This is a genomic window from Niabella drilacis (assembly GCF_900101395.1).
Classification (GTDB): Bacteria; Bacteroidota; Bacteroidia; order Chitinophagales; family Chitinophagaceae; genus Niabella; species Niabella drilacis.
This window is the reverse complement of sequence record NZ_FMZO01000003.1, coordinates 336,027-355,796: the sequence shown is the minus strand read 5'-3', so window position 1 is coordinate 355,796 and position 19,770 is coordinate 336,027. Positions and strand designations below refer to the sequence as shown.

At 47.9% G+C, this 19,770-nt stretch carries 16 protein-coding genes and 1 other RNA gene; 5 read left to right on the top strand and 12 right to left on the bottom strand.

Annotated elements, in window-relative coordinates:
* Positions 1 to 51: 51 nt before the first annotated feature.
* Together BLS44_RS07755 and BLS44_RS07750 are read right to left on the bottom strand one after the other, a co-directional pair.
* Positions 52 to 924 carry a xylose isomerase gene (locus BLS44_RS07755; RefSeq protein ID WP_090389478.1) on the bottom strand — a complete coding sequence of 291 codons (873 nt, stop codon included), beginning with the start codon at positions 922 to 924 and terminating at the stop codon, positions 52 to 54.
* A gap of 5 nt (positions 925 to 929) precedes the next feature.
* Positions 930 to 1,748: a phytanoyl-CoA dioxygenase family protein gene (locus BLS44_RS07750; RefSeq protein ID WP_090389477.1), complete on the bottom strand. Its 819-nt coding sequence runs from the start codon at positions 1,746 to 1,748 to the stop codon at positions 930 to 932.
* Positions 1,749 to 2,305: 557 nt separating this feature from the next.
* Between BLS44_RS07750 and BLS44_RS07745 the strand changes: the two genes are divergently transcribed.
* On the top strand, positions 2,306 to 3,193 hold the full coding sequence (locus tag BLS44_RS07745) for an AraC family transcriptional regulator (RefSeq protein ID WP_090389476.1): 888 nt from the start codon (positions 2,306 to 2,308) through the stop codon (positions 3,191 to 3,193).
* Between the two features lie 373 nt (positions 3,194 to 3,566).
* Here the strand turns inward: BLS44_RS07745 and mnmE are convergent, their stop codons facing one another.
* Positions 3,567 to 4,940 carry a tRNA uridine-5-carboxymethylaminomethyl(34) synthesis GTPase MnmE gene (mnmE, locus tag BLS44_RS07740; protein WP_090389475.1) on the bottom strand — a complete coding sequence of 458 codons (1,374 nt, stop codon included), beginning with the start codon at positions 4,938 to 4,940 and terminating at the stop codon, positions 3,567 to 3,569.
* Positions 4,941 to 5,222: 282 nt separating this feature from the next.
* Here mnmE and BLS44_RS07735 point away from each other — a divergent pair, with 282 nt between their 5' ends.
* Entirely contained in the window at positions 5,223 to 6,005 is a 783-nt protein-coding gene (locus BLS44_RS07735; protein WP_090389474.1) for an NIPSNAP family protein, read from the top strand.
* Positions 6,006 to 6,235: 230 nt separating this feature from the next.
* Positions 6,236 to 6,925: a tRNA pseudouridine(55) synthase TruB gene (truB, locus tag BLS44_RS07730; protein WP_090389473.1), complete on the top strand. Its 690-nt coding sequence runs from the start codon at positions 6,236 to 6,238 to the stop codon at positions 6,923 to 6,925.
* A gap of 121 nt (positions 6,926 to 7,046) precedes the next feature.
* Here truB and BLS44_RS07725 read toward each other — a convergent pair whose 3' ends face one another.
* Entirely contained in the window at positions 7,047 to 9,314 is a 2,268-nt protein-coding gene (locus BLS44_RS07725) for a BamA/TamA family outer membrane protein (protein WP_245729140.1), read from the bottom strand.
* A gap of 117 nt (positions 9,315 to 9,431) precedes the next feature.
* On the opposite strand from BLS44_RS07725, the gene BLS44_RS07720 reads away from it, so the two are divergent.
* Positions 9,432 to 10,169 (top strand): TrmH family RNA methyltransferase, encoded by a 738-nt coding sequence (locus BLS44_RS07720; RefSeq protein WP_090389471.1) that lies wholly within the window; start codon positions 9,432 to 9,434, stop codon positions 10,167 to 10,169.
* Positions 10,170 to 10,669: 500 nt separating this feature from the next.
* Here BLS44_RS07720 and BLS44_RS07715 read toward each other — a convergent pair whose 3' ends face one another.
* From BLS44_RS07715 to BLS44_RS07695, 5 genes are all read right to left on the bottom strand, one after another.
* Positions 10,670 to 11,905, bottom strand: a complete 1,236-nt coding sequence (locus tag BLS44_RS07715) for an ABC transporter permease (protein WP_090389470.1) — start codon at positions 11,903 to 11,905, stop codon at positions 10,670 to 10,672.
* 24 nt (positions 11,906 to 11,929) lie between these two features.
* Positions 11,930 to 12,583 carry a fructose-6-phosphate aldolase gene (gene fsa / locus BLS44_RS07710; protein WP_090389469.1) on the bottom strand — a complete coding sequence of 218 codons (654 nt, stop codon included), beginning with the start codon at positions 12,581 to 12,583 and terminating at the stop codon, positions 11,930 to 11,932.
* A gap of 122 nt (positions 12,584 to 12,705) precedes the next feature.
* Positions 12,706 to 12,805, bottom strand: an RNA gene (gene ffs / locus BLS44_RS07705) — signal recognition particle sRNA small type.
* 52 nt (positions 12,806 to 12,857) lie between these two features.
* Entirely contained in the window at positions 12,858 to 14,030 is a 1,173-nt protein-coding gene (dinB, locus tag BLS44_RS07700) for a DNA polymerase IV (RefSeq protein WP_090389468.1), read from the bottom strand.
* A 46-nt stretch (positions 14,031 to 14,076) separates the two neighbouring features.
* Complete coding sequence (locus tag BLS44_RS07695) at positions 14,077 to 14,544, bottom strand: DinB family protein (protein ID WP_090389467.1); 468 nt, start codon at positions 14,542 to 14,544, stop codon at positions 14,077 to 14,079.
* Positions 14,545 to 14,863: 319 nt separating this feature from the next.
* Between BLS44_RS07695 and BLS44_RS07685 the strand changes: the two genes are divergently transcribed.
* Complete coding sequence (locus tag BLS44_RS07685) at positions 14,864 to 16,603, top strand: SGNH/GDSL hydrolase family protein (protein ID WP_090389465.1); 1,740 nt, start codon at positions 14,864 to 14,866, stop codon at positions 16,601 to 16,603.
* 15 nt (positions 16,604 to 16,618) lie between these two features.
* On the opposite strand, the gene BLS44_RS07680 is transcribed toward BLS44_RS07685, so the two are convergent.
* The 3 genes from BLS44_RS07680 to rpsP form a co-directional block, all read right to left on the bottom strand.
* Positions 16,619 to 18,328: a hypothetical protein gene (locus BLS44_RS07680; protein WP_090389464.1), complete on the bottom strand. Its 1,710-nt coding sequence runs from the start codon at positions 18,326 to 18,328 to the stop codon at positions 16,619 to 16,621.
* A 20-nt stretch (positions 18,329 to 18,348) separates the two neighbouring features.
* Complete coding sequence (locus BLS44_RS07675; RefSeq protein WP_090389463.1) at positions 18,349 to 18,876, bottom strand: ribosome maturation factor RimM; 528 nt, start codon at positions 18,874 to 18,876, stop codon at positions 18,349 to 18,351.
* Positions 18,877 to 18,951: 75 nt separating this feature from the next.
* Positions 18,952 to 19,407: a 30S ribosomal protein S16 gene (rpsP, locus tag BLS44_RS27070; protein WP_090389462.1), complete on the bottom strand. Its 456-nt coding sequence runs from the start codon at positions 19,405 to 19,407 to the stop codon at positions 18,952 to 18,954.
* Positions 19,408 to 19,770 lie beyond the last annotated feature (363 nt).

The following is a 19,770-nucleotide window of genomic DNA, read 5'->3' as shown; positions in this document are numbered from 1 at the left end:
GAATGTTACGCCCCGGAGTGTTCTTTTACCGGAAAGCGAATGAACCGTATATCAACCCTTTTCGGTCACCACCGGCCCTGCTTGTTCCGTTTCCGCACCATACCGCTGCAACAACAGGTTCTTCATCCACACATTCAGCCGCCACTGTTCATTCCGGGGAATAAGATCTCTTCCTGCAACCGCCATATAAGGCGGCGGACCAAATTCCGGGGTAATGGTACTGGTCCGGTACCCTTTTTTGCGCCGCATTTCAATCCATTGATCCCAGATCCTCAGATGTTCATTTAATGCCTCGGCGTATTCCGGCAATGCCGGATCCGCCACCTGGGGGCCCTGGTCATACCCCACGCGGGCATGAATATGATGGGCATGTTCTATGGCCATAAGAACAGCCTCCTGCTGATCCGATAAATAACTTTCAGAAACGCAAAACCAATGGGACACATCTAATGTAAAAGCAATATTCCTGCGCCTTTTGATAACCGGGGGCAATAGGTGTACCGCATAGGTCCATTTGTTCCTGTGCGTTTCATGATAGATGCTGATGCCCGTCCGTTCCCGGATCTCGCAGGTCAGCTCATCGCAGATCACAACCTGCTCTTCCGTAAAAAATTCCCGGCCCGTTTGCAGACTTATAAATAATGGCTTAAATGCGAACACTTCTTTATCGGTTAGTTGTACCAGGTGCCGCCGCAGCTGTAACAGGTAATCGTCAAAACCGGTATAAGGAGCAGCCACCGTTGTTACAATAGCATAGTCCAGTTGCATTTCCTGAAGCAACCGGACAACCGCGTTGTTGTCTGCGCCCGTTCCATCCGGATTCCATTCTATACCGGCAAACCCCTCCTCCTTTACGGAATGGAGGAAGCTATGCCAGGGAATAGCTTCGGCGCCCCATCTGGGATATAAAAACTGAATATCCAAACCGGTTACTTTGAGTGATAAATCAAAGGGTTTTGCTCATTGTTATTTAACGGATCGCCTACTTTTAATGCGCTGCAATATTCCTCAGACAGGATATTTTGCTGCCCGTTGAATACATTGCCTTCGGGCATATAAGCGCAGGTCATTGCCCGCCTGTAACCATTGGTCATATTGGCTCCGGCACCATGAATCGTTAACCCGTTATGAAAAGAACAGCTTCCTGCCTTTATTTTTGAGGCAACCGGTCTGTTACTTTTAAATTGCGGGTACACTTCAAAAATACCATCCATATTTTTTCCGATCCCCTTGTTTTCAAATGTTGTTGCTTTATGAGAACCGGGCATGAAGTACAGACAACCGTTTTCCGCAGTAGCATCATCCAGCGCTACCCAAATGGATAATGCCTTTCGATCAGAGAAGGACCAGAACGGGGTATCCAGATGCCATGAGGTAGGATTGGCCCAGGGCTTCTTAAAAAGCGCCTGGTCATGCCAGATCCTGATACCGTCCACACCGGCTAAGGTTGCGGCCATCTTCCCGATACGTTCATCCAGCATGAGTTTCCGCACTTTCGGGTTCGTCTGCCAGAGATTGATCAACTGATCAAATACTTTCGAAAAGTATTCCGCATCTTCATTAATACCATCATCCATGCCTACAAGAACATGTTGTCCGGGAATCTTAAGACCATTCCGTTCAGCAATGGCCTCTGTAACAGCAGTACGCCATTCGGCAAGTTCACTTTCCGATAAAAAATCTTCGATGATAAGGAATCCATTCTCCTGGTAATATAGCACATCATTTTCAGTAAGCTCACATTTCATATATATCGTTTATTTATTGCATTTTCTAAAAAGCACGAACAGCAGATCTTACCCATCTATGAGCGACGGCGCTATACTTCATTGATCGGCTCTCTTACCGCTACCGCCCAAAAGCCTGCTTATAGTGCAGGGTTATGCTTTGAGCGGACCGGTAATGATTCCGCATCTACGGATCCATCTCCTTTTTAATACCGATACCTGTACTTCCGGGGCAGCATAACAAAAGAGGGCGCTTGAGACAGCCCGGGCCCTATGTACCTGCTGTTCTCACCTTCATCCTGCTGCATACTATTTTTTCCTGGCTGATCCGGCGCACTCCTCCAACGCCTTTTCAATATATTTACCGGCGCTTTAACCAATCATTAGCCTCTGTCAGGAGGATAACGTTTTGAATGAGCGATCAAGCCCGCTATATGATGCTACCTGCTGTTACAAACAATTCGTTCTTCGTCTATTTCAAGTGATCGTCTGGTACAAATATATAATGGGGAGTGGCAATTGCAGATATACAAAATAATCTATAATTTGCACTTTTTGACATTTCATTCTTATATCCTATGCAGAATTTTCATAAATACCTTAGCAGGACTGATGCAGAGGAAAAGTGGGGATTTTATATTACAACAGCGGGCTGCTCAAAAACGGAGGGAAATCAGTCTTATCCAATAAACCAGGATCACCCGGACACACACAATTTTACATGGAATAAAGGACGCATTCTAAACGACTACTATATTGTATTTATATCAAAAGGCCGTGGTGTTTTTGAAACAGCAGACCAACAGGTATACCCGATTGATGCCGGCGCCTGCTTTTTGCTCTTCCCCGGCGCCTGGCATCGTTACAAACCGTCTTATAAAACCGGGTGGGAAGAATACTGGATGGGCTTTAACGGCTATTATCCACGAAAACTCTTCAAAGCAGGATTTTTCAACAAAAAAAAACCGGTGGTCTACACCGGGCTTAACGAGGAACTGCTGGCTGCATTTCAGCAGCTGCTGACTAAAATACAGAATGGATTACCCGGTTACCATATGCAAATTACAGGAACCGCCCTTTCTATTTTATCACTCATTTACAACAGCACCCTCTTTGGAAAAGAAAACAGCGATGATGAACTGGCCTACATTTCAAAAGCAAAATTCATATTGTTAGATGCCATTGAAGAAACGGTCAGCATGCCGGCTTTGGCAAAACAACTTGCGGTCAGCTATTCCAAATTCCGGAAAGACTTTAAACAGGTTACTGGGCAGCCCCCCAACCAGTACCATTTGGAGATAAGGTTAAAGAGGGCAGCTGAATTATTATGCACCACCCATCTTACCATTAATGATATTGCCGATCAAACCGGGTTCGCAACTGTTTTTTATTTCTCCCGCTCTTTTAAAAAGGTATACAAGATAAGTCCCAAAACTTACCGGAACCAGTCCAGGGCTTCCCAGTAAAGCGTTTTAGACCGGTGTTCGCACGGAAGGTGCAAAACGCCCCCCGGGGTAATGCAGCCCGGCCATTTACCCATCGTTCCTCTGAGAGCTGCGGACGGTTAATAATGAACCGGAATCAATTCTATTAAAATGCGTAATTACTAGTGGTTTGTGAGGACACAAACCACGGCCCACGCCACGGTCAGTGTCCTCACTGACCGTGAAAAGAAATAATTTTGATGCCGGCTTATTATAAATCCCTGCTTACCTAATGGTGAAATCTCAACAACACGGGAACAATCCAATATACCGGCCCCAATGAATAAAAGCCCCGGCAATGTTTTCTTTGCAGACCGGAATTTTCTTTTGTTACCTGCTCAATGGGTGCTTACGGTTATTTCCCGATACAGAATTTACCGAATATCGTCCCCAATATATCCCGGTCCACTTCCACCTGCCCTGTGATCTCTCCGAGATAATGCAGCGCACGACGTATGTCAATAGAAAGCAGGTCACCGGTTAACCCGGCACTCATACCGGCATCAATGGCTTCGAGGCTATCCATCATTTTCAGCAGCGCATCGTAATGCCGGGCATTGGTTACGATGCTGTTTTCCGTTTTAATGGTATCCCCGATCACCAACTCGTACATCCGGTGCTTCAGCGCTTCTATGCCGATATTCTTTTTAGCACTGATGGCAATTGCTGATCGCTGATCGCTGATCGCTGATGAGTGACTTTCCTCCCGGTCCGTTTTGTTCCATACGGTAATGGTTTTATCCACAAACGGCTCCAGCCATTCGATCACAGAAGTATCCGGATCGGTTACATCTACCAGGTGCAGGATCAGGCTTGCTTTTTCCGCATTCTGCCGGCTGCGCTCGATGCCGATGCTCTCGATCCGGTCCGTAGTATGTTGCCGGATACCTGCCGTGTCAATCAAACGGAACAGCACACCCTGAATATTGAGTGTTTCTTCAATCGTATCTCTTGTGGTTCCGGCGATCTCGCTTACAATAGCACGCTCTTCATTCAATAACACATTGAGCAGGGTGCTTTTTCCTGCGTTGGGTTTGCCGATAATGGCTACGCTTACCCCGTTTTTAATCACATTGCCAAGACGGAAAGAGTTTAAAAGACCGGAGATTTGGGATTTGAGATGGGAGATGAGATCCCGGAATTGCTCCCGGTCGGCAAATTCAACATCCTCATCGCTGAAATCAAGCTCCAGTTCTATCAACGCCGCAAAGTTGATCAGCTGGTCGCGGAGTCTGGCAAGATCACCCGAAAACCCGCCCCGCAACTGCTGAAGGGCCGCCTGTTGCTGAGCCTGGCTATCTGCCGCGATGAGGTCAGCCACCGCTTCTGCCTGGGCCAGGTCCATTTTCCCGTTTAAAAAAGCGCGCTGGGTATATTCTCCGGCCTTTGCCGGCCGGGCACCTGCTTCCGTAGCAGCTTCCATGATCTTTTGCAGAATGAAAGGCGAACCATGCCCGCTGATCTCTACCACATCCTCACCGGTATAACTTTTAGGTCCGCGAAATAATGTAACCACTACCTCATCAACGATCGCCCCGTTGCCGGGTGACAAGATATGTCCAAAATGCACCGTATGGGTAGGCTGGCCGGATAATTTCCGGCCTTTAAAGATCTTATCTGCAATAGCAATGGCATCTGCCCCGCTTAGCCGGATCACTCCTATAGCCCCTATGCCGGGCGGCGTGGCTATGGCAGCTATTGTATCCTGTAAATCTGAAAGCATATTCATGCCTGCAAATTTACAAAACCCCCTCAAGCTTTAGACAGTACGGCCAACAGCTTTGTTTATTGTATAGTACGTGTTATCCCGGCTCATCGGCAACACAAGATCCAAAGCAGCGATGCTGAGACTATAAAACAGAAAACAAGCCATAGCCCGCAACACCCAATACTGCGGCCACCAGCATCATCCCCATTGCCGATCATTGAAATGTTGCGCCTGTGCAGCGGCCTTCCTTCTATTTCAGTTACATCCATTAACTTTACGCTCCACATAATAGCATATCATCCAATGAAACCGGTGTTTATCCTTAGTTTTCTGCTCCTGCTGATCGCGGGCCGGCCTGCGGCACAATCTTCCAAAACAGTAAGGGAATATTTCCAGCTGCAGGTTTTTCATTATACGAGCCCGGAGCAGGAACAACAGCTGGACCGGTACCTGCAAAATGCACTGCTGCCTGCATTGCACCGGCTAAAGTATCAGCGCATCGGTGTATTTAAAGCACTGGCCAACGATACGGCAACCGATAAAAAAATATACGTAATCATCCCCTTCCGCGAGCTGCAGCGATGGCCCCAACTCAGCGACCAGCTGCAAAAGGACCGTACTTATCTGCAAGCGGCAGCAGACGAACAGAACAGCCCCAACAAGGCCGGTATCTACAACCGTATAGAAACCATCCTGCTCAAGTCGTTTTCAAAAGCGCCCCTGCTGGAGGTTCCCCGGCTGGAAGGCGATAAAGCACAACGGGTATATGAATTGCGCAGTTACGAAAGCAGTTCCGGAAAGCGGTTTCGCAACAAAGTAGCCATGTTTAACGACGGCGATGAGATCGGTATTTTTAAGCAGCTGGGATTTAACGCTGTTTTTTATGGCGAAGTACTGGCCGGATCACGAATGCCCAACCTGATGTATATGACCACCCATGCAAGTATGGAGGCCCGGAACCAGAACTGGAAGAACTTTGGCAGCGACCCTGCCTGGAAAAAATTAAACGCTATGGAAGCTTATAAGGATAATGTTTCCCGTATTGATATCAGCTTCCTGAAGGCCACTTCCTATTCCGATCTCTGACCGGGTTTACCCCACTCCGGATCAATAGCCCCGGGATTTTACAGCATAGGGCATCGGCGCCGTTTGTACCTGCCCGGGGCCGGGTTTTTGTTACCACGGGCCTGTGCAGATCTTTGCCAAATTATTTATGGAACGCCTGATCCCCGCTGGTCTGCGGGAAAACGCTATCAACCCGGAAAGTTTAAACAACTTATGCCATAAATTTCAAATTCATATTATTTTCGCGGCAGATGAAAAAGGAAGATTTAAAAAATATTGACTTTGCTGAAGGAGCGGTATTACTGATCGACAAACCACTTGAGTGGACCTCCTTTGATGCGGTACGAAAGGTGCGCAACCTGGTCCGCATCAAAAAAGTAGGGCATGCCGGCACCCTGGATCCGCTGGCCACCGGTCTGTTGATCATCTGTACCGGAAAGTTTACCAAGCAGATCAATGCCTATATGGCAAAGGAAAAAGAATATACCGGCACTTTCACTATCGGGGCCGTTACACCTACCTACGACCTGGAAAGCGAGCCTGCAGACTTTAAACCTTATGAGCATCTTACCATTTTTGATATGGAAGCCGCCACAAAAAAATTTGTGGGCGACATCCTGCAGGTTCCGCCGGCGCATTCGGCCATCAAAAAAGATGGCAAACGGGTATATGAGCTGGCCCGGAAAGGTATCGATGTAAAACTGGATCCCCGGCCGGTTACGATCTCCTCCTTTGAAATAGATGCAACCCACCTGCCCCTGGTCTCCTTCAGGGTTGTTTGCTCCACGGGAACCTATATCCGGAGCCTTGCCCATGACTTTGGACAGGCGCTGGGCTGTGGCGCTTATCTCAGCAGCTTACGCCGCACCCGCATCGGCGATTTTTTGGTGGAAGACGCGCGCTCCATAGAAGATTTTACTGCTGCCATAAAGGGGGAATAGGATTCCAGGTTTAAAGTTCCACGTTGGATCCCTGTGCATGCCTTCACGTTCTGTCGATTGTTATGCTGAGCGCCTGGGGCTGAAGACCAATAGCTAAAAACTGATGACTGACAGCTGACAGCTAAAAAATAAACGGGTACCCGATGCCGATCTGCAGCTGGCTTCCCTTAATAAACGGGTAGGCGAAAAACCTGTTCCGGTAAGAAAGACTTTCCGGGGCAGGACTCGGATCTTTTACCTTATATGCATAATCCAGCCGGATCACGAAGAACCCAAGATCCACCCGAACGCCGGCGCCGGACCCCACGGCAAGGTCCGTTCCCAGCCGGCCCAGCTTAAAGATCTCATCCGGCAACCCGGCATCCTTCTTGAGCAGCCAGACATTTCCGATATCCGTAAATACCGCGCCATTAATAGGAATCCCCCCCATTTTAAAAAGCGGCATCCGGTATTCGATATTGGCCTCGAGCTGCATATCCCCAAAACGGTCCGGGAAACTGTACTCCCCTTCAAAGCTTTTAATGGTAGAACCAGGCCCAAGCCGGCGCAGCTGCCAGGCCCGCATACTGTTGGGGCCGCCGCTGTAATATTGTTTAAAGAAGGGCATCTGGGCTCTCTTTTCCGGGTTCGCCGTTGATTCCAGCTCATAACCGGCCCCTGCAAACCCCCGCAGCACCAATGCCGTTTTTGCCCATTGATACAGTTTTGCATATTCCACATCCAGTTTTACAAAGCGGTACAGATGCTGATCCAGGAAACTGTTGCGGATCATACCGGTCAGCAGGCCCGACTCTTCAAAATTTGCCCGGATCACGTTGGTGCTGTGGCCGGCGATATTGCCCCAGGGCATGATGAACTTCATGATCGACGAGGTGATCAGCCCATCGGAGAACAAATTCTTTATCGAGGGGTTCCTTGCGATCATCCGGTCCAGGCTATCCCGCCGGATCAGGTACGAATACTCAATATTGGGGATCTTAATCGAAAGGTTAAACGTGCGGTTGTTACTGCTGTAATCCCTGCCCCGCCAGCCAAACTCATAACCCCAGGCACTGCTGAGGGAGGTAAGATTAAAAAGATAACGCCGTTCTGTACTGGCTGCGCTCAGGGTAAACAGGGACCGGAAATTCCCGCGAAAATTATTTTTAAATCCCTGCATCCCCGGAAAAATGAACCGGGGATAGGAGATAGTATTGGTGGCGCTGAACTGCTGTGTCTGAATAATATCTCCCGCTGTTAGCTGCCCCAGCTCTATCAGGTAATTCACATTTGTGCTCATGAGGTTAGCAGCCCTGGCAAAATTCCGGTTCTGCAACCCCAGGCTGAAGCCCAATCCGACAAAATTCCCTGAAAGCACGCTCTGGCTAAAGCTGCCTTCTACATTGGTGGTAAAGTTATACTTTTTGGCAGGCAGCAGGCGAATGGCAAAATCCACGGTATCCTGGTTATCCCGCGGCAGCTGCGCGATATCTACCATACGCCATGAGCCGATATTGTTAAACCGGTTGAGGGTACGGATATAGCGGCGCTGATCATAAGGATCTCCTTTTTTCAGATAGATATTCTGGGGAAATATCTTGGGCTTAAAAGTATTCCGGGTCTGGACCACCGTAATATTATTGAGCAGGGTCTCTTTGCGGTTGCTGCCCGAAGTATCGCTGCTGTTAGGATATACCACAAAATTGCCTACATAATATTTGCGGATGGCAGCGCTGTCCTCGATGGGTCTTGTGCGGATCTCAAGATCCGCGGTCGGGTTCAACCGCCTGTTCTTCAGGCGTTCCAGCTGCGCTGCCTGCTCCAGGGGGTCCAGCGTAGGCTCCAGCAGCGAAACATCCAGGGTATCCCAGAGGCCAAACAGCAATCCCCGTGAAAACCGGAGGTACCCGTTGTTGCGATACAGCTCTACCAGCCGGTCCATTTCGGCCGATATGGGCGCCTGAGCGAAAAGGGCTCCTTTTTTGACAAACGCATTCTCAAGATTTTCATCCGTTACCTTTTGGAGGCTGTCGTTCTGGAGCACATATGCAAGCGAATCTATTTTGGTGGCCTGCCGGGGCCATACATAAAACTGAATGGTCCCCCGCAGCTGGTCTTCTACCTTTTTTACACTGGTAAGATAGCCGATGGAGTCCTGGAAATAGCCCTGCGCATTCAGGTAATAATGCATGCTCTGGATCGACTTGCTGATCTGGCTCGTATCCAGCTTTGGCGGGTCTTTTATTACAGCCCACAACACTTTATCCACCCTCCGCGACCGGATGCTGTCATCCAACTGCTCATTGAGCCCTGCTTCCAGCCTGCTTTTTTCTTCTTTACTCACCGCATCTTCTACCTTTATGCGGGTCTCAAAAACAAAGGGGACCCCTGCCGGGTGTTTTTTTACCACTGTAAAAATGCTACAGGAGGATAAAAATAGCATCGTAAAAACGGTGGCTAAAGGAAGAAATGTATTTTTGAATGTTCTTATCAGGACCGTATGGTTTAAATTTCTAATTGATCGAAAATGCTTAGTAAATCTGAAGTCAAATATATTCAAAGTTTGTTCCAAAAAAAATTCAGGGATGCAGAAGGCTGCTACCTGGCAGAGGGGCCAAAAATAGTGGATGAGGCCCTCAATACCCCGGGCATAACTGTTAAAAAAATCTGGGGACTGGAAGAATGGGTTCTCCGGCAGCAGCCATTGCATCCCGGGGTGGAAATGATTCCGGTTGAGGGATTCGAGCTGGAAAAGATCTCCCAGCTCAAAACGCCAAACGAAACAGTAGCACTTATTGCAAAAAAAGACAGTGAAAACACCGGTTGGTATGATGCCGGCACGCTGGTACTGATGCTTGACGGGATACAGGACCCGGGAAATATGGGTACCATTATCCGCACTGCAGACTGGTTTGGGGTGCCGGGGATCATCTGCAGCAGGGACTGTACCGATGTATACAACAGTAAGGTAGTGCAGGCTACCATGGGCAGCCTGTTCCGCATACCGGTCACGTATACAGATCTGCCCGGCTGGCTGGCGCATCAAAATAATATTCCGGTTTACGGAGCCCTGCTCAATGGAACACCCCTCCAAAAACGACAGGACGCAGCAAGGGGGATCCTGGTCATCGGTAATGAATCAAAAGGGATCCGCCCCGATGTGGCGGCCCGTCTTACCCATAAGATTACTATTGAGCGGATCGGTGCTGCGGAATCATTGAATGCTGCGGTGGCCACGGGGATTTTGTTATCGTATCTGAAGTAGTAATCAGCTATCAGTTGTCAGGTATCAGTCATCAGCCTCCGAAAGTTCGGGGCAGTTATCAGTCGTCAGTTATCAGCACCCTTTATAATGAACCGGAATCAATTTTATTAAAATGCGTAATTACTAGTGGTTTGTGAGGACACAAACCACGGCCCACGCCACGGTCAGTGTCCTCACTGACCGAGAAAAGAAATAATTTTGATGCCGGCTTATTATTAAACAATGTTCCGCCAGGTTGAACCAGGAGCCCTCCTGTGATCTCTGAAGGGGCCCCACGCGGATGTAACGTGAAACTTTAAACAAACATAGGAGTTGTCTATGCCCTTTAAACAATATTCAACAATGTACAACCACGTTCAACGCGATTTAACCTTGAAACCTGGACCCCTTATCTCCGCCCGTGGTTAGGGAGAAGGGAGATGCTTTGCCCTAAACCGGGCCCCCGGCTCATGAAGTATAAAAACGGACCTGACCTGAAACCTGGAACTTAAAACATCCTTCTACCGGAAATGAATGGCTTTTACCACCTGTACTTTTTTCACAATATAGGTGGGGATCATCAGTACCAGCAAACATACAAGGAAAGTGCCTGCGCAAATGGCCAGAACCTCCCATGAGGAAATTTTAACCGCTGCCTGGCTAAGATAATAAGCGCTTTCATCCAGCTTGATAAAACCCGTCTTTACCTGCAGGTACAGCAAGCCCAGTGCGCCGGCTGTGCCGGCCACAATGCCGGTGACGGTGATCAGTAAACTGTGACGCAGGAAGATCTTCTGAACAGTCCAGTCCGTAGCACCCACCGCTTTTAGCACGCCAATCATACGCATCCGCTCCAGCACCAGGATGATCAGGCAGGTGATCAGGTTGATGACGGCCACAATGATCATGATCACGATCAGCAGGTTCCGCGTTACATCCTGCATATTGAGCCAGTCAAAAATATTAGGGGCAAAGTTTTTGATATCCTGAGCGTCCCATTCTTCCGGCATTTGCGGCAAGGCGGTTAACTGATCAGAGACCGCGCCAATATGTTTATAGTTCTTCAAAAAAAGCTCATAGCCCCCGATCTGGTCCGGCTCCCAGTCATTCAGCCGGCGTATGAGTTTGATATCGCCGATGGCAAAGGTTTTATCATACTCCTCGATACCCGTTTTGTAAATACCCGTTATGGTGAGACGATCCGGACGTAAGGAATTATCCGGGCGTATAAAATAGATCAGCACCCGGCTGCCGGTATCCAGTTTCATCTGGCCGGCGGTATATTCCGAGATCATGATCTCCCGGCTATAGGTTGAATCATTAAACCGGGGGGCGCGCCCGCGCTGCATAAAGGATTGCAGGTTGGAAAAATTATAGGTACTGTCTACCCCCTTTACCAGTACCCCCTCAAGATCGTCCTTTGTTTTCACGATCGCATAGCGGGTGGCAAAGGGTTGTACGGTTGTTACCTCCGGGTTCTTTTTTATCTGTGCTACCAGTGCCGGATTGGCGGTAATGGGGACCTCCTCAGATACCACATACTGATAAGGCGCCATTTCCTGGATACGGATATGTCCCCAGAAGCTAAATACCTTTTCGCTCACCTTTTGCTGGAAGCCATTGGCAAAAGCCAGTGTAATGATCATTACCGCCACACTGATGGCTGTAGCCACAACAGAAAGCCTGATAATGAACCTTGAAAAAGAGCGCTGTCTATTAAAGGCGATCCGGTGAGCAATAAAGGAAGCTGTATTCAACGGTGATTGTTATTTTCAGCGAATTTATTGAAGCTTCTTTGCATCTTCTAAAAATTTCGCCAATCCAACATCGGTAAGCGGGTGCTTCAGCAAGCCCAGGATCGATTCCAGCGGACTGGTTACCACATGGGCGCCTGCCTCTGCACAGCGGATGATATGATTGGGGCTGCGCATGGATGCTGCTAATACCTGGGTTTTAAAGCCCTGAACACCATAAATATGAACGATCTGCTCTACCAGTTGAACGCCATCCCAGCCGGTATCGTCGATACGGCCCACAAACGGAGACACATATTTTGCACCGGCCTTGGCGCATAAAATGGCCTGCCCGGCATTGAATACCAGCGTGCAGTTCGTTTTGATACCATTATCGGTAAACCACTTGATCGCCTTTACACCATCCTTGATCATGGGTACTTTTACCACGATGTTCGGGTGAATGGCGGCCAGTTTTTTGCCTTCCTCTACAATATCTTTAAAATCGGTACTTACGACTTCGGCGCTAATATCACCATCTACCATTTCACAGATATCCTTATAATGTTTCATGATGGCATCATGCCCTTTGATCCCTTCTTTTGCCATCAGGGACGGATTGGTCGTTACCCCATCCAGGATCCCGAGTTCGTTGGCTTCTTTGATCTGGTCAAGATTGGCAGTATCAATAAAAAATTTCATTACAAACTGGTTTTATATTAAAAATAAATACATTTTTATCTGAAAGATCATCGATTTCAATGTGCAGATTGAAATCAGATCGGAACACCAGTGGTAAAATTAGGAAAATTAGAGGGAGAAAAAAAAGGCAGGCTACTCACATCGCGCCGCTACAACCACCTATCCTTGCTGTCTTCCGACCCTGGGGAGGTTCAGTAGGAGCTGGCCGTATGAGACCTGCCGGGCGCAAATATAGGGTAAAGCTGTTAAAAGGAGAAAGATCAGAGCAAGAAAATCATTTTTTATTCTTTGCCTGCGGTTTGCTGGTAACGGCCCTGGATACAGCATCCTTCCCAAAACGGTTCTTAATGGCATCCACAGCCTTATAAAGGTTCAGCTTATCGTCCTGCCGGTTAAAGAGGTTCATCTGCATACCGTCATCCGCAAGCTGGCTAAAACGCACCCCTATCAGCCGCACCGGGCGTCCGCTTTGATAAAACCTGTTAAAAATAGCTTTTGCTTTCCCGATCAGTTCATCATCCAGGGCTGTATAAGCAATGGATTCCTGCCTGCTGGTGGTTTCAAAATCGCTGTAGCGGATCTTTACGGTTATACAGCCGGTTAATTTATGGTCCTGCCGCAGGTCGTATGCATTACGCTCCGTAAGCGCTATTAATTTTTTATACAGGAACTCCACGTCGGTCTGGTTTTCATGAAAAGTGGTCTCATGGCTCATGCTTTTCTGATCCCAGCGGCCTTCCACTTCCCGGCTTCCGATGCCCTGGGATTTCTGCCACAGCTCCTCCCCCCATTTTCCCAGCCGGCCAATGAGCAGGTCCCGGGGCGTAAGGGCGATATCTTTGATCGTATGCAGCCCCATTTTCCGCAGCCGCTGCTCTGTTTGTTTGCCCACCCCATTGATCTTCTCAACCCCCAATGGCCAAAGGAATTCCTTTTCTCTTCCATGAGGAATTTCCAGGAACCCATTGGGCTTGGCCTCATTGGTGGCCATTTTGCTGATAAATTTTGCCGATGACAATCCGCAGGAAATAGGCAGGTTCGTTTCTTTAATAATATACTCCCGCAGCTGCCGTGTATACTGGCTTACTCCAAAGAACCGGTCCATGCCGGTAAGATCACAGTAAAATTCGTCGATCGACGCTTTCTGATACAGCGGCACCTTAGCGGCAATGATCTCTGTTACCACTTTTGAGTAGTATCCATATTTTTCATGATTGCCTCTCAGCACTACGGCATGGGGACAAAGGCGCATGGCCCGCTGCATAGGCATTGCAGAATGTACCCCGTATTTGCGGGCCTCATAACTGCAGGTGGATACCACGCCCCGGCTGGCTGAACCGCCCACGATCACCGGCTTACCTTTTAACGAAGGATCCATCAGGATCTCTACCGCCACAAAAAAAGAGTCCAGGTCAAAATGAACAATATAAGGTTTCGGGTCCGTCACTTCATCAAAGTTAAGCCGCTGGTAGCAATAGCGGCCACCGGGATCTTTACCCCGCGGACCGGAGGTATTTTTTGATCATTACGATCTGCCCAAGGTGGTAATGCGCATGCTCTACCTGCCCCTGAAAATTTTTGTAGGCACTGGAATGTTCCGGTAATACAGGCATCTCCAGTTTTGCTTCATCAAATTGCCGGATCACTTCCGCCAGCTCCCGGGCAGACCGGAACAATACTTCTTTTAATTTTTCCCAGGATCCGGTGCCCGCTTCCGGAACTTCAAACCCGTTATGCCCCGCAATCACCGGAGTGATTCCCCTTCCCCGCTCTGCCACGATCCTGTTCCAGTAAGCAATATGACCCAGCAGCAGTGCAATGGTATTGGGCGAAAAGGGCACAGGGGCAAATGCCTCACTCCAGCCAATATCACTGATGGTATCGGCAATGGCTACACTGGTCCAGTTATTTCCCTCATGTACTTCGATCAAATGCTGTGCGATCAATTCTGTTCTTTTCATAGTGTTTATTTTAGACCGGGGGTGAAAAACCTGTAACAAGATACGCCATCTTTTAGTTTTCCCCGCCGGATCTGCGCCGTAAAGACTTTTTCCTGCAGCCCGGCCGATGAAGTCAACAATGTGCAGGAAACAACGGGTAACGAAATGAAATTATCCGGGGGGCCGGAAACAACAGCCTTTTTATGTATCAATTATAGCAACCAGCCTGCCGCAATTTCAATGCGTTTGCTCATAATGCATTATTTTAGATGCCGGATGATTGCCCATAACGATAAATGCTTTTCAGATATCCTCCGGGGCTAATTTAAAAACTCAACAAATGATTGCGCGCTTATTAACGACATGTGTTCTTGCTTTACTATTTTACGCTGCAACGCTTGCCCAAACAAAATGGTATAACCCATTAACAGAACCAGACCCCGTAATTCAAAACCAGGGATGGACCGGGGAAACAGGACGGACATTTACCCGTTTACCGGGAAGAGCAGAAAAACAGGTACGCAGCGCCGTATGGAACCTTTCGCAAAATGCGGCAGGCCTCAGCATCCATTTCTATTCCAACGCACCCGAAATAACGATACGGTACCATGTAAACGGCTCTTTTGCTATGAACCATATGCCGGCCACGGGCGTATCCGGCGTGGATCTGTACGCTATTGATGAAGAAGGAAAATGGAAGCGGGCTTCGGGTACCTACGTATTTGCCGATACCATTCTTTACAACTATAAAAATCTCTTTCCCAGCCGCTATCACAAAAAGGGGTTTGAATACCGGCTATACCTGCCGCTTTACAACAGTGTAACGTGGCTGGAGATCGGGGTTCCGGAGGAGGCTTATTTTGAATTTATTCCGGTGCTGAAGGAAAAACCGGTCATCGTTTACGGCACATCTATTGCCCAGGGTGGTTGCGCATCCCGGCCGGCGATGGGCTGGACCAATATTTTATCGAGGAAGCTTGATTACCCGGTCATCAACCTTGCCTTCTCGGGCAACGGTCCGTTTGAAAAAGAAATGGTGGACCTGATCAATGAAGAGGATGCCGCCGCCTACGTATTTGACTGTCTTCCCAATATGGGGGCACTTTCGCAGGAAGAAGTATATAACCGGGTGGTATATGGGGTCACTGCCATCCGGAAAAAGCACCGGGAGCCGATCCTGCTTACCGACCATATCGGATATTATAACGACCAGACCGATTCCACAAGAGCCGTCATCTGGAAACGTTTGAACGAGACCCAGTGGAAAGCCTACAATGCGCTTAAAAAACAGGGCATTAAAGAACTGTACTATCTTACCCGTGACTCCATCCGGTTTCCGGAGGATGGTACGGTGGATTATGTACATCCCAACGATCTTGGCATGCAGGCCTATGCCGATGCTTATGAAAAGGCATTGCGGCCTGTGTTGAAAATGCCAATAGGCTCCGCCACCACTACACAGCCCATAAGCCAGCGCCGCGAGGCAGGCGGATACGAATGGAAAAAACGGCATGCGCAGGAGCTCCGGCTCAACCGGGAGCAGCCCCCGGTGAATATCATTATCGGCAATTCCATTACCCATTACTGGGCCGGTGAGCCCAAAGCGCATATAGCAAGAGGCGGAAAAAGCTGGAACCAGTACCTGGGCAATTTCCGGAACATGGGATTTGGGTGGGACCGTATTGAAAATGTACTGTGGCGGATTTACCACGGGGAGCTGGATGGATTTGCCGCAAAGAATATCGTGGTCATGATCGGCACCAACAATATCGGAGGCAATACTGATGAAGCGATCGTAAAGGGGATTGCCTTTTTGCTGCAGCAGATCCGGCAACGGCAGCCGCAGGCCCGGATAAAGCTTGCAGGCATTTTCCCCAGAAGGGGCCTGGAAACAAGGGTTGCATTGCTCAACAAACAATTATATGCCGTTGCCAGGCAGGGAGCATTCCTTTTTACAGACCCGGGAAAAAAGCTGCTGCTCGCCTCCGGGAAAATTGATGAATCCTTATTCACAGATGGTCTCCATCCCAATGAAACAGGGTATTCAAAACTGGCTCCGGATATTGCGCCCGCTAAATAGGATAAAATCCTGTGATCAGAACCCTTGCCGGGTGTTTTGTTTTGAAGGCGTGACGGATATGTTCACCGGAAGATTTTTACGTTCGCCATTAAAACGGATCAACTCGATTTTGTCCACAGGAGTTTCCGTTTTATATACCAGGGCGTTCCCGGAACTGTCCGATGCCTCCTTAATATAAACATCCTGTACCTGTTTATTACCGTTATACAGGTTTATTTTGAAGGGGTAATTGTCATTGTTGGGAACAGTCAGTAGTTTGCGGTCATTGCTGATGCTAAACCCGGCCGGAATTGCGGCGGCGCTGTAGGTAACGGTTTCTGCAGGCAGCAATGAAAAATCGGCTACACAGATATAGGTCTTAATTTCCACACCCGGTTTGGGTATTGTTACAGCCGCTATGTTTTCATTATACCACGAGGATAATTCCGGAGCAAGCAGTTCCCGGATATTTTCTGTATCTTTTATTTCGATCGTATCCCCTTTTGCGGTAACCCCCAATACCCCCCGGATATAAGGATAAAAAATAGCTTTCCGGAATGGTGAAAAACTATTTTGCTCCAGCAGGTTTTGCGTAACCCGTACGGAAACATAAATACATACATTTTCAGAGCGATCCCTGTTGCGCACTTCAAAAGATCCGGCACGGATATGATCCAATACGTTCTGTGTGTTAACCTCCGGTATTTTCCCGGGTGGCGCCTGCAGCAGTTTAAAGTCGTTGCCCGCTCCGGCAGGCAGCACCGGAAACCGGCCCAATACCATTGCTTCTGTTTTACCTTTTGAAGAACGGATCAGCCCGGATACCTTTTGCAGCTTCCCCGCAACAGCGATGGTCATAATATATATGGGGCTAAAAAAATGATCAGGATTTTTATCCCGTTCCCGGTAAGCACTCCTGACAAGAAAATAGTCACTTACCATTTCACTGTAAGGCATATCATGATTCCGGTACCACAGGTAATGCCTGAAGTCCTCCTCCTTGCTGGTCATTAATAAAGGTTCCCCGTTCTTATTGGTCCCTTTTACCTCAAGCCGGGAGTTGTCAAAATGAACAGTACTGCCGGATTGCCACCGGTTCAGATACCCCTGGAGCCAAACCTTGTAACCACTACCCGGAAACAGGTAATTATATCCCGGATTTAAAGAGTCGGCCTTTTTTTCCTCCGGCTTCCGGGCACTTTGATCGATCATATCATAGGTATAGTTGTAATCCCGCACCTGCGTTTCGTCCACTACCAGTAACGTGGCCACATTATTAGACATATGTAGCAAAGTGATCTTCATACTGTCCTTATGAATGGTTTTACCCGTTTCTGTACTGTCAAAAGAAAAGGCATGAACCGATTCGGGTATCCATATTTTTCCACTGACCTCTACAGCAGTATCACCCAAACGGTTCAGGTAAAAAACCGAAGGGTAAGGAAGTATTTCCTGCATCCCGGTTTCAGTCCATCCCGGGAAAAGCACCCCCTCTTCCGGGTCGTTTATAAACTTTATCTGTTGTCTTAATTTTTCAACGCATTCCTTTACAGAAAAGGTCTTATCATCAAATGCGGTCCTGGGTATCGTATAATCGCACAGGTAGAGGTTATTATAAAGCTGCGTACCCGAATACCGGTCTTCGAGCGCTGCAAAATCCAGGAAAACTTTTTGTTCTTCAGACAGTTTGTTTTTACAGGACACCAAAAGCAGGGCCCATACAATAAGCTTACAGGTTGTTTTCATATCTGGTTATTCCTATTCATTTATCCGGCTCCCAGGTATACTTCCAGCAACCCCTCCGGTAATTTTACAGTGATGTTCTTATATTGATGGTCTACTTTTTTTAAACTTTCCGCGTGCAGGGGAATCAGTACTTCCCTGCCGCGCACTGTAAGGCGGCAAAGCACCTGGTGCGGCTGCTCTATCACTTCCTGTATCACCCCCAGCACCTGCTTACCATCTTTTACGGTGTAGCCCAGGAGACTGATAGGTGCCGCTTTGCTGGCATAGCGCTTAAAATCGGGGCTGCTGAACCAGATCTCCTTCCGCAGCAACGGCCAGGCGGCTTCAGGTGTTTGGATGTCTTCAAGTTTCAGGTAAGCTTCCGTTTCGCTTTTAACCCGCACGCTCTCAACAAACCAGGGCATAAAGCTTCCACCCGGGTCTTTTATAAATATTTTTCGCAGGTCTTCAAATGCTGTATTTCCCAGTGCATGCTGCAGCACGATTTCGCCCTTCAGACCGTAAACCCCCGCAACTTTTCCAATATTGATATACTCCTCCTGTTTCATTGCTGATATCCGGTTATGGAATAAATAAAAAGCGGCTCTGGGCCGCTTTTTATTTTAAGAATCTTTTTTCTACTATTATTCGCCGTTGCCTTCAGCGTTTGCCTCAGGAGCAGCGGTTCTGCGCGGAGCAGCACTGGCTACTCTGCGTTTAGCTTTTCTTTCCTCAATCGCTTTTGCAGTACGTTTTTTAATTTGCTCGTCATGCTCTGCACTCCAGGCGGTGAATTTCTGCATCGCAGCAGCTTCATCAAACAGTCCCAGTTTTACACCACGTAATAAGTGTTTCAGGTATAATACACCTTTAAAACTTAAGATACGACGCACGGTGTCTGTAGGAGTAGCTCCTTTATTCAGCCATTCCAATGCTTTTTGACGATCCAGCTCAATGGTAGCAGGAATGGTCAACGGATTGTACGTACCTAATTTCTGGATGAATTTACCATCACGAGGGCTTCTTGCATCTGCCACTACGATAAAGTAGAAGGGCCTCTTCTTTGACCCATGTCTTTGCAATCTAATCTTAGCTGCCATTTTAAATAGAAATTTAAGGCTTTAAATAATAAATTTTCATTCCCATACACCTTATATGGGGCACCAAAAGTAATTCATTTTTGAATAATAACGGTCATATTTTGACAAGTTTAAAAAAAACGGCGGATTTTAAGATTTTCTTATCAGGAAGAAGGATACTTCATTAAAGAATTTAAAAAGACAGCGCTTTTTCTCAAAACAAAGTCCGGATTTTTTCCCGGAACAAGGCATCGAAATACCTCCATCTCCGGTATTAACTTGTTTAAAATCAATTTTCCAGCACTGGGCCACCGGAGTTTTAACAATTTGAAAAAAGATATCAAACAACTGCGGTTTCCTTAATTTCATCCTTAAATGGACAAC

What these genes read in the sequence shown, in the direction of transcription:
- BLS44_RS07685 (WP_090389465.1), top strand. Translation starts at nt 14,864, where the DNA reads ATGATTGCGCGCTTATTAACGACATGTGTTCTTGCTTTACTATTTTAC.
- BLS44_RS07745 (WP_090389476.1), top strand. Translation starts at nt 2,306, where the DNA reads ATGCAGAATTTTCATAAATACCTTAGCAGGACTGATGCAGAGGAAAAG.
- BLS44_RS07720 (WP_090389471.1), top strand. Translation starts at nt 9,432, where the DNA reads ATGCTTAGTAAATCTGAAGTCAAATATATTCAAAGTTTGTTCCAAAAA.
- BLS44_RS07750 (WP_090389477.1), bottom strand. Translation starts at nt 1,748, where the DNA reads ATGAAATGTGAGCTTACTGAAAATGATGTGCTATATTACCAGGAGAAT.
- truB (WP_090389473.1), top strand. Translation starts at nt 6,236, where the DNA reads ATGAAAAAGGAAGATTTAAAAAATATTGACTTTGCTGAAGGAGCGGTA.
- BLS44_RS07680 (WP_090389464.1), bottom strand. Translation starts at nt 18,328, where the DNA reads ATGAAAACAACCTGTAAGCTTATTGTATGGGCCCTGCTTTTGGTGTCC.
- BLS44_RS07695 (WP_090389467.1), bottom strand. Translation starts at nt 14,544, where the DNA reads ATGAAAAGAACAGAATTGATCGCACAGCATTTGATCGAAGTACATGAG.
- BLS44_RS07675 (WP_090389463.1), bottom strand. Translation starts at nt 18,876, where the DNA reads ATGAAACAGGAGGAGTATATCAATATTGGAAAAGTTGCGGGGGTTTAC.
- mnmE (WP_090389475.1), bottom strand. Translation starts at nt 4,940, where the DNA reads ATGAATATGCTTTCAGATTTACAGGATACAATAGCTGCCATAGCCACG.
- BLS44_RS07735 (WP_090389474.1), top strand. Translation starts at nt 5,223, where the DNA reads ATGAAACCGGTGTTTATCCTTAGTTTTCTGCTCCTGCTGATCGCGGGC.
- fsa (WP_090389469.1), bottom strand. Translation starts at nt 12,583, where the DNA reads ATGAAATTTTTTATTGATACTGCCAATCTTGACCAGATCAAAGAAGCC.
- rpsP (WP_090389462.1), bottom strand. Translation starts at nt 19,407, where the DNA reads ATGGCAGCTAAGATTAGATTGCAAAGACATGGGTCAAAGAAGAGGCCC.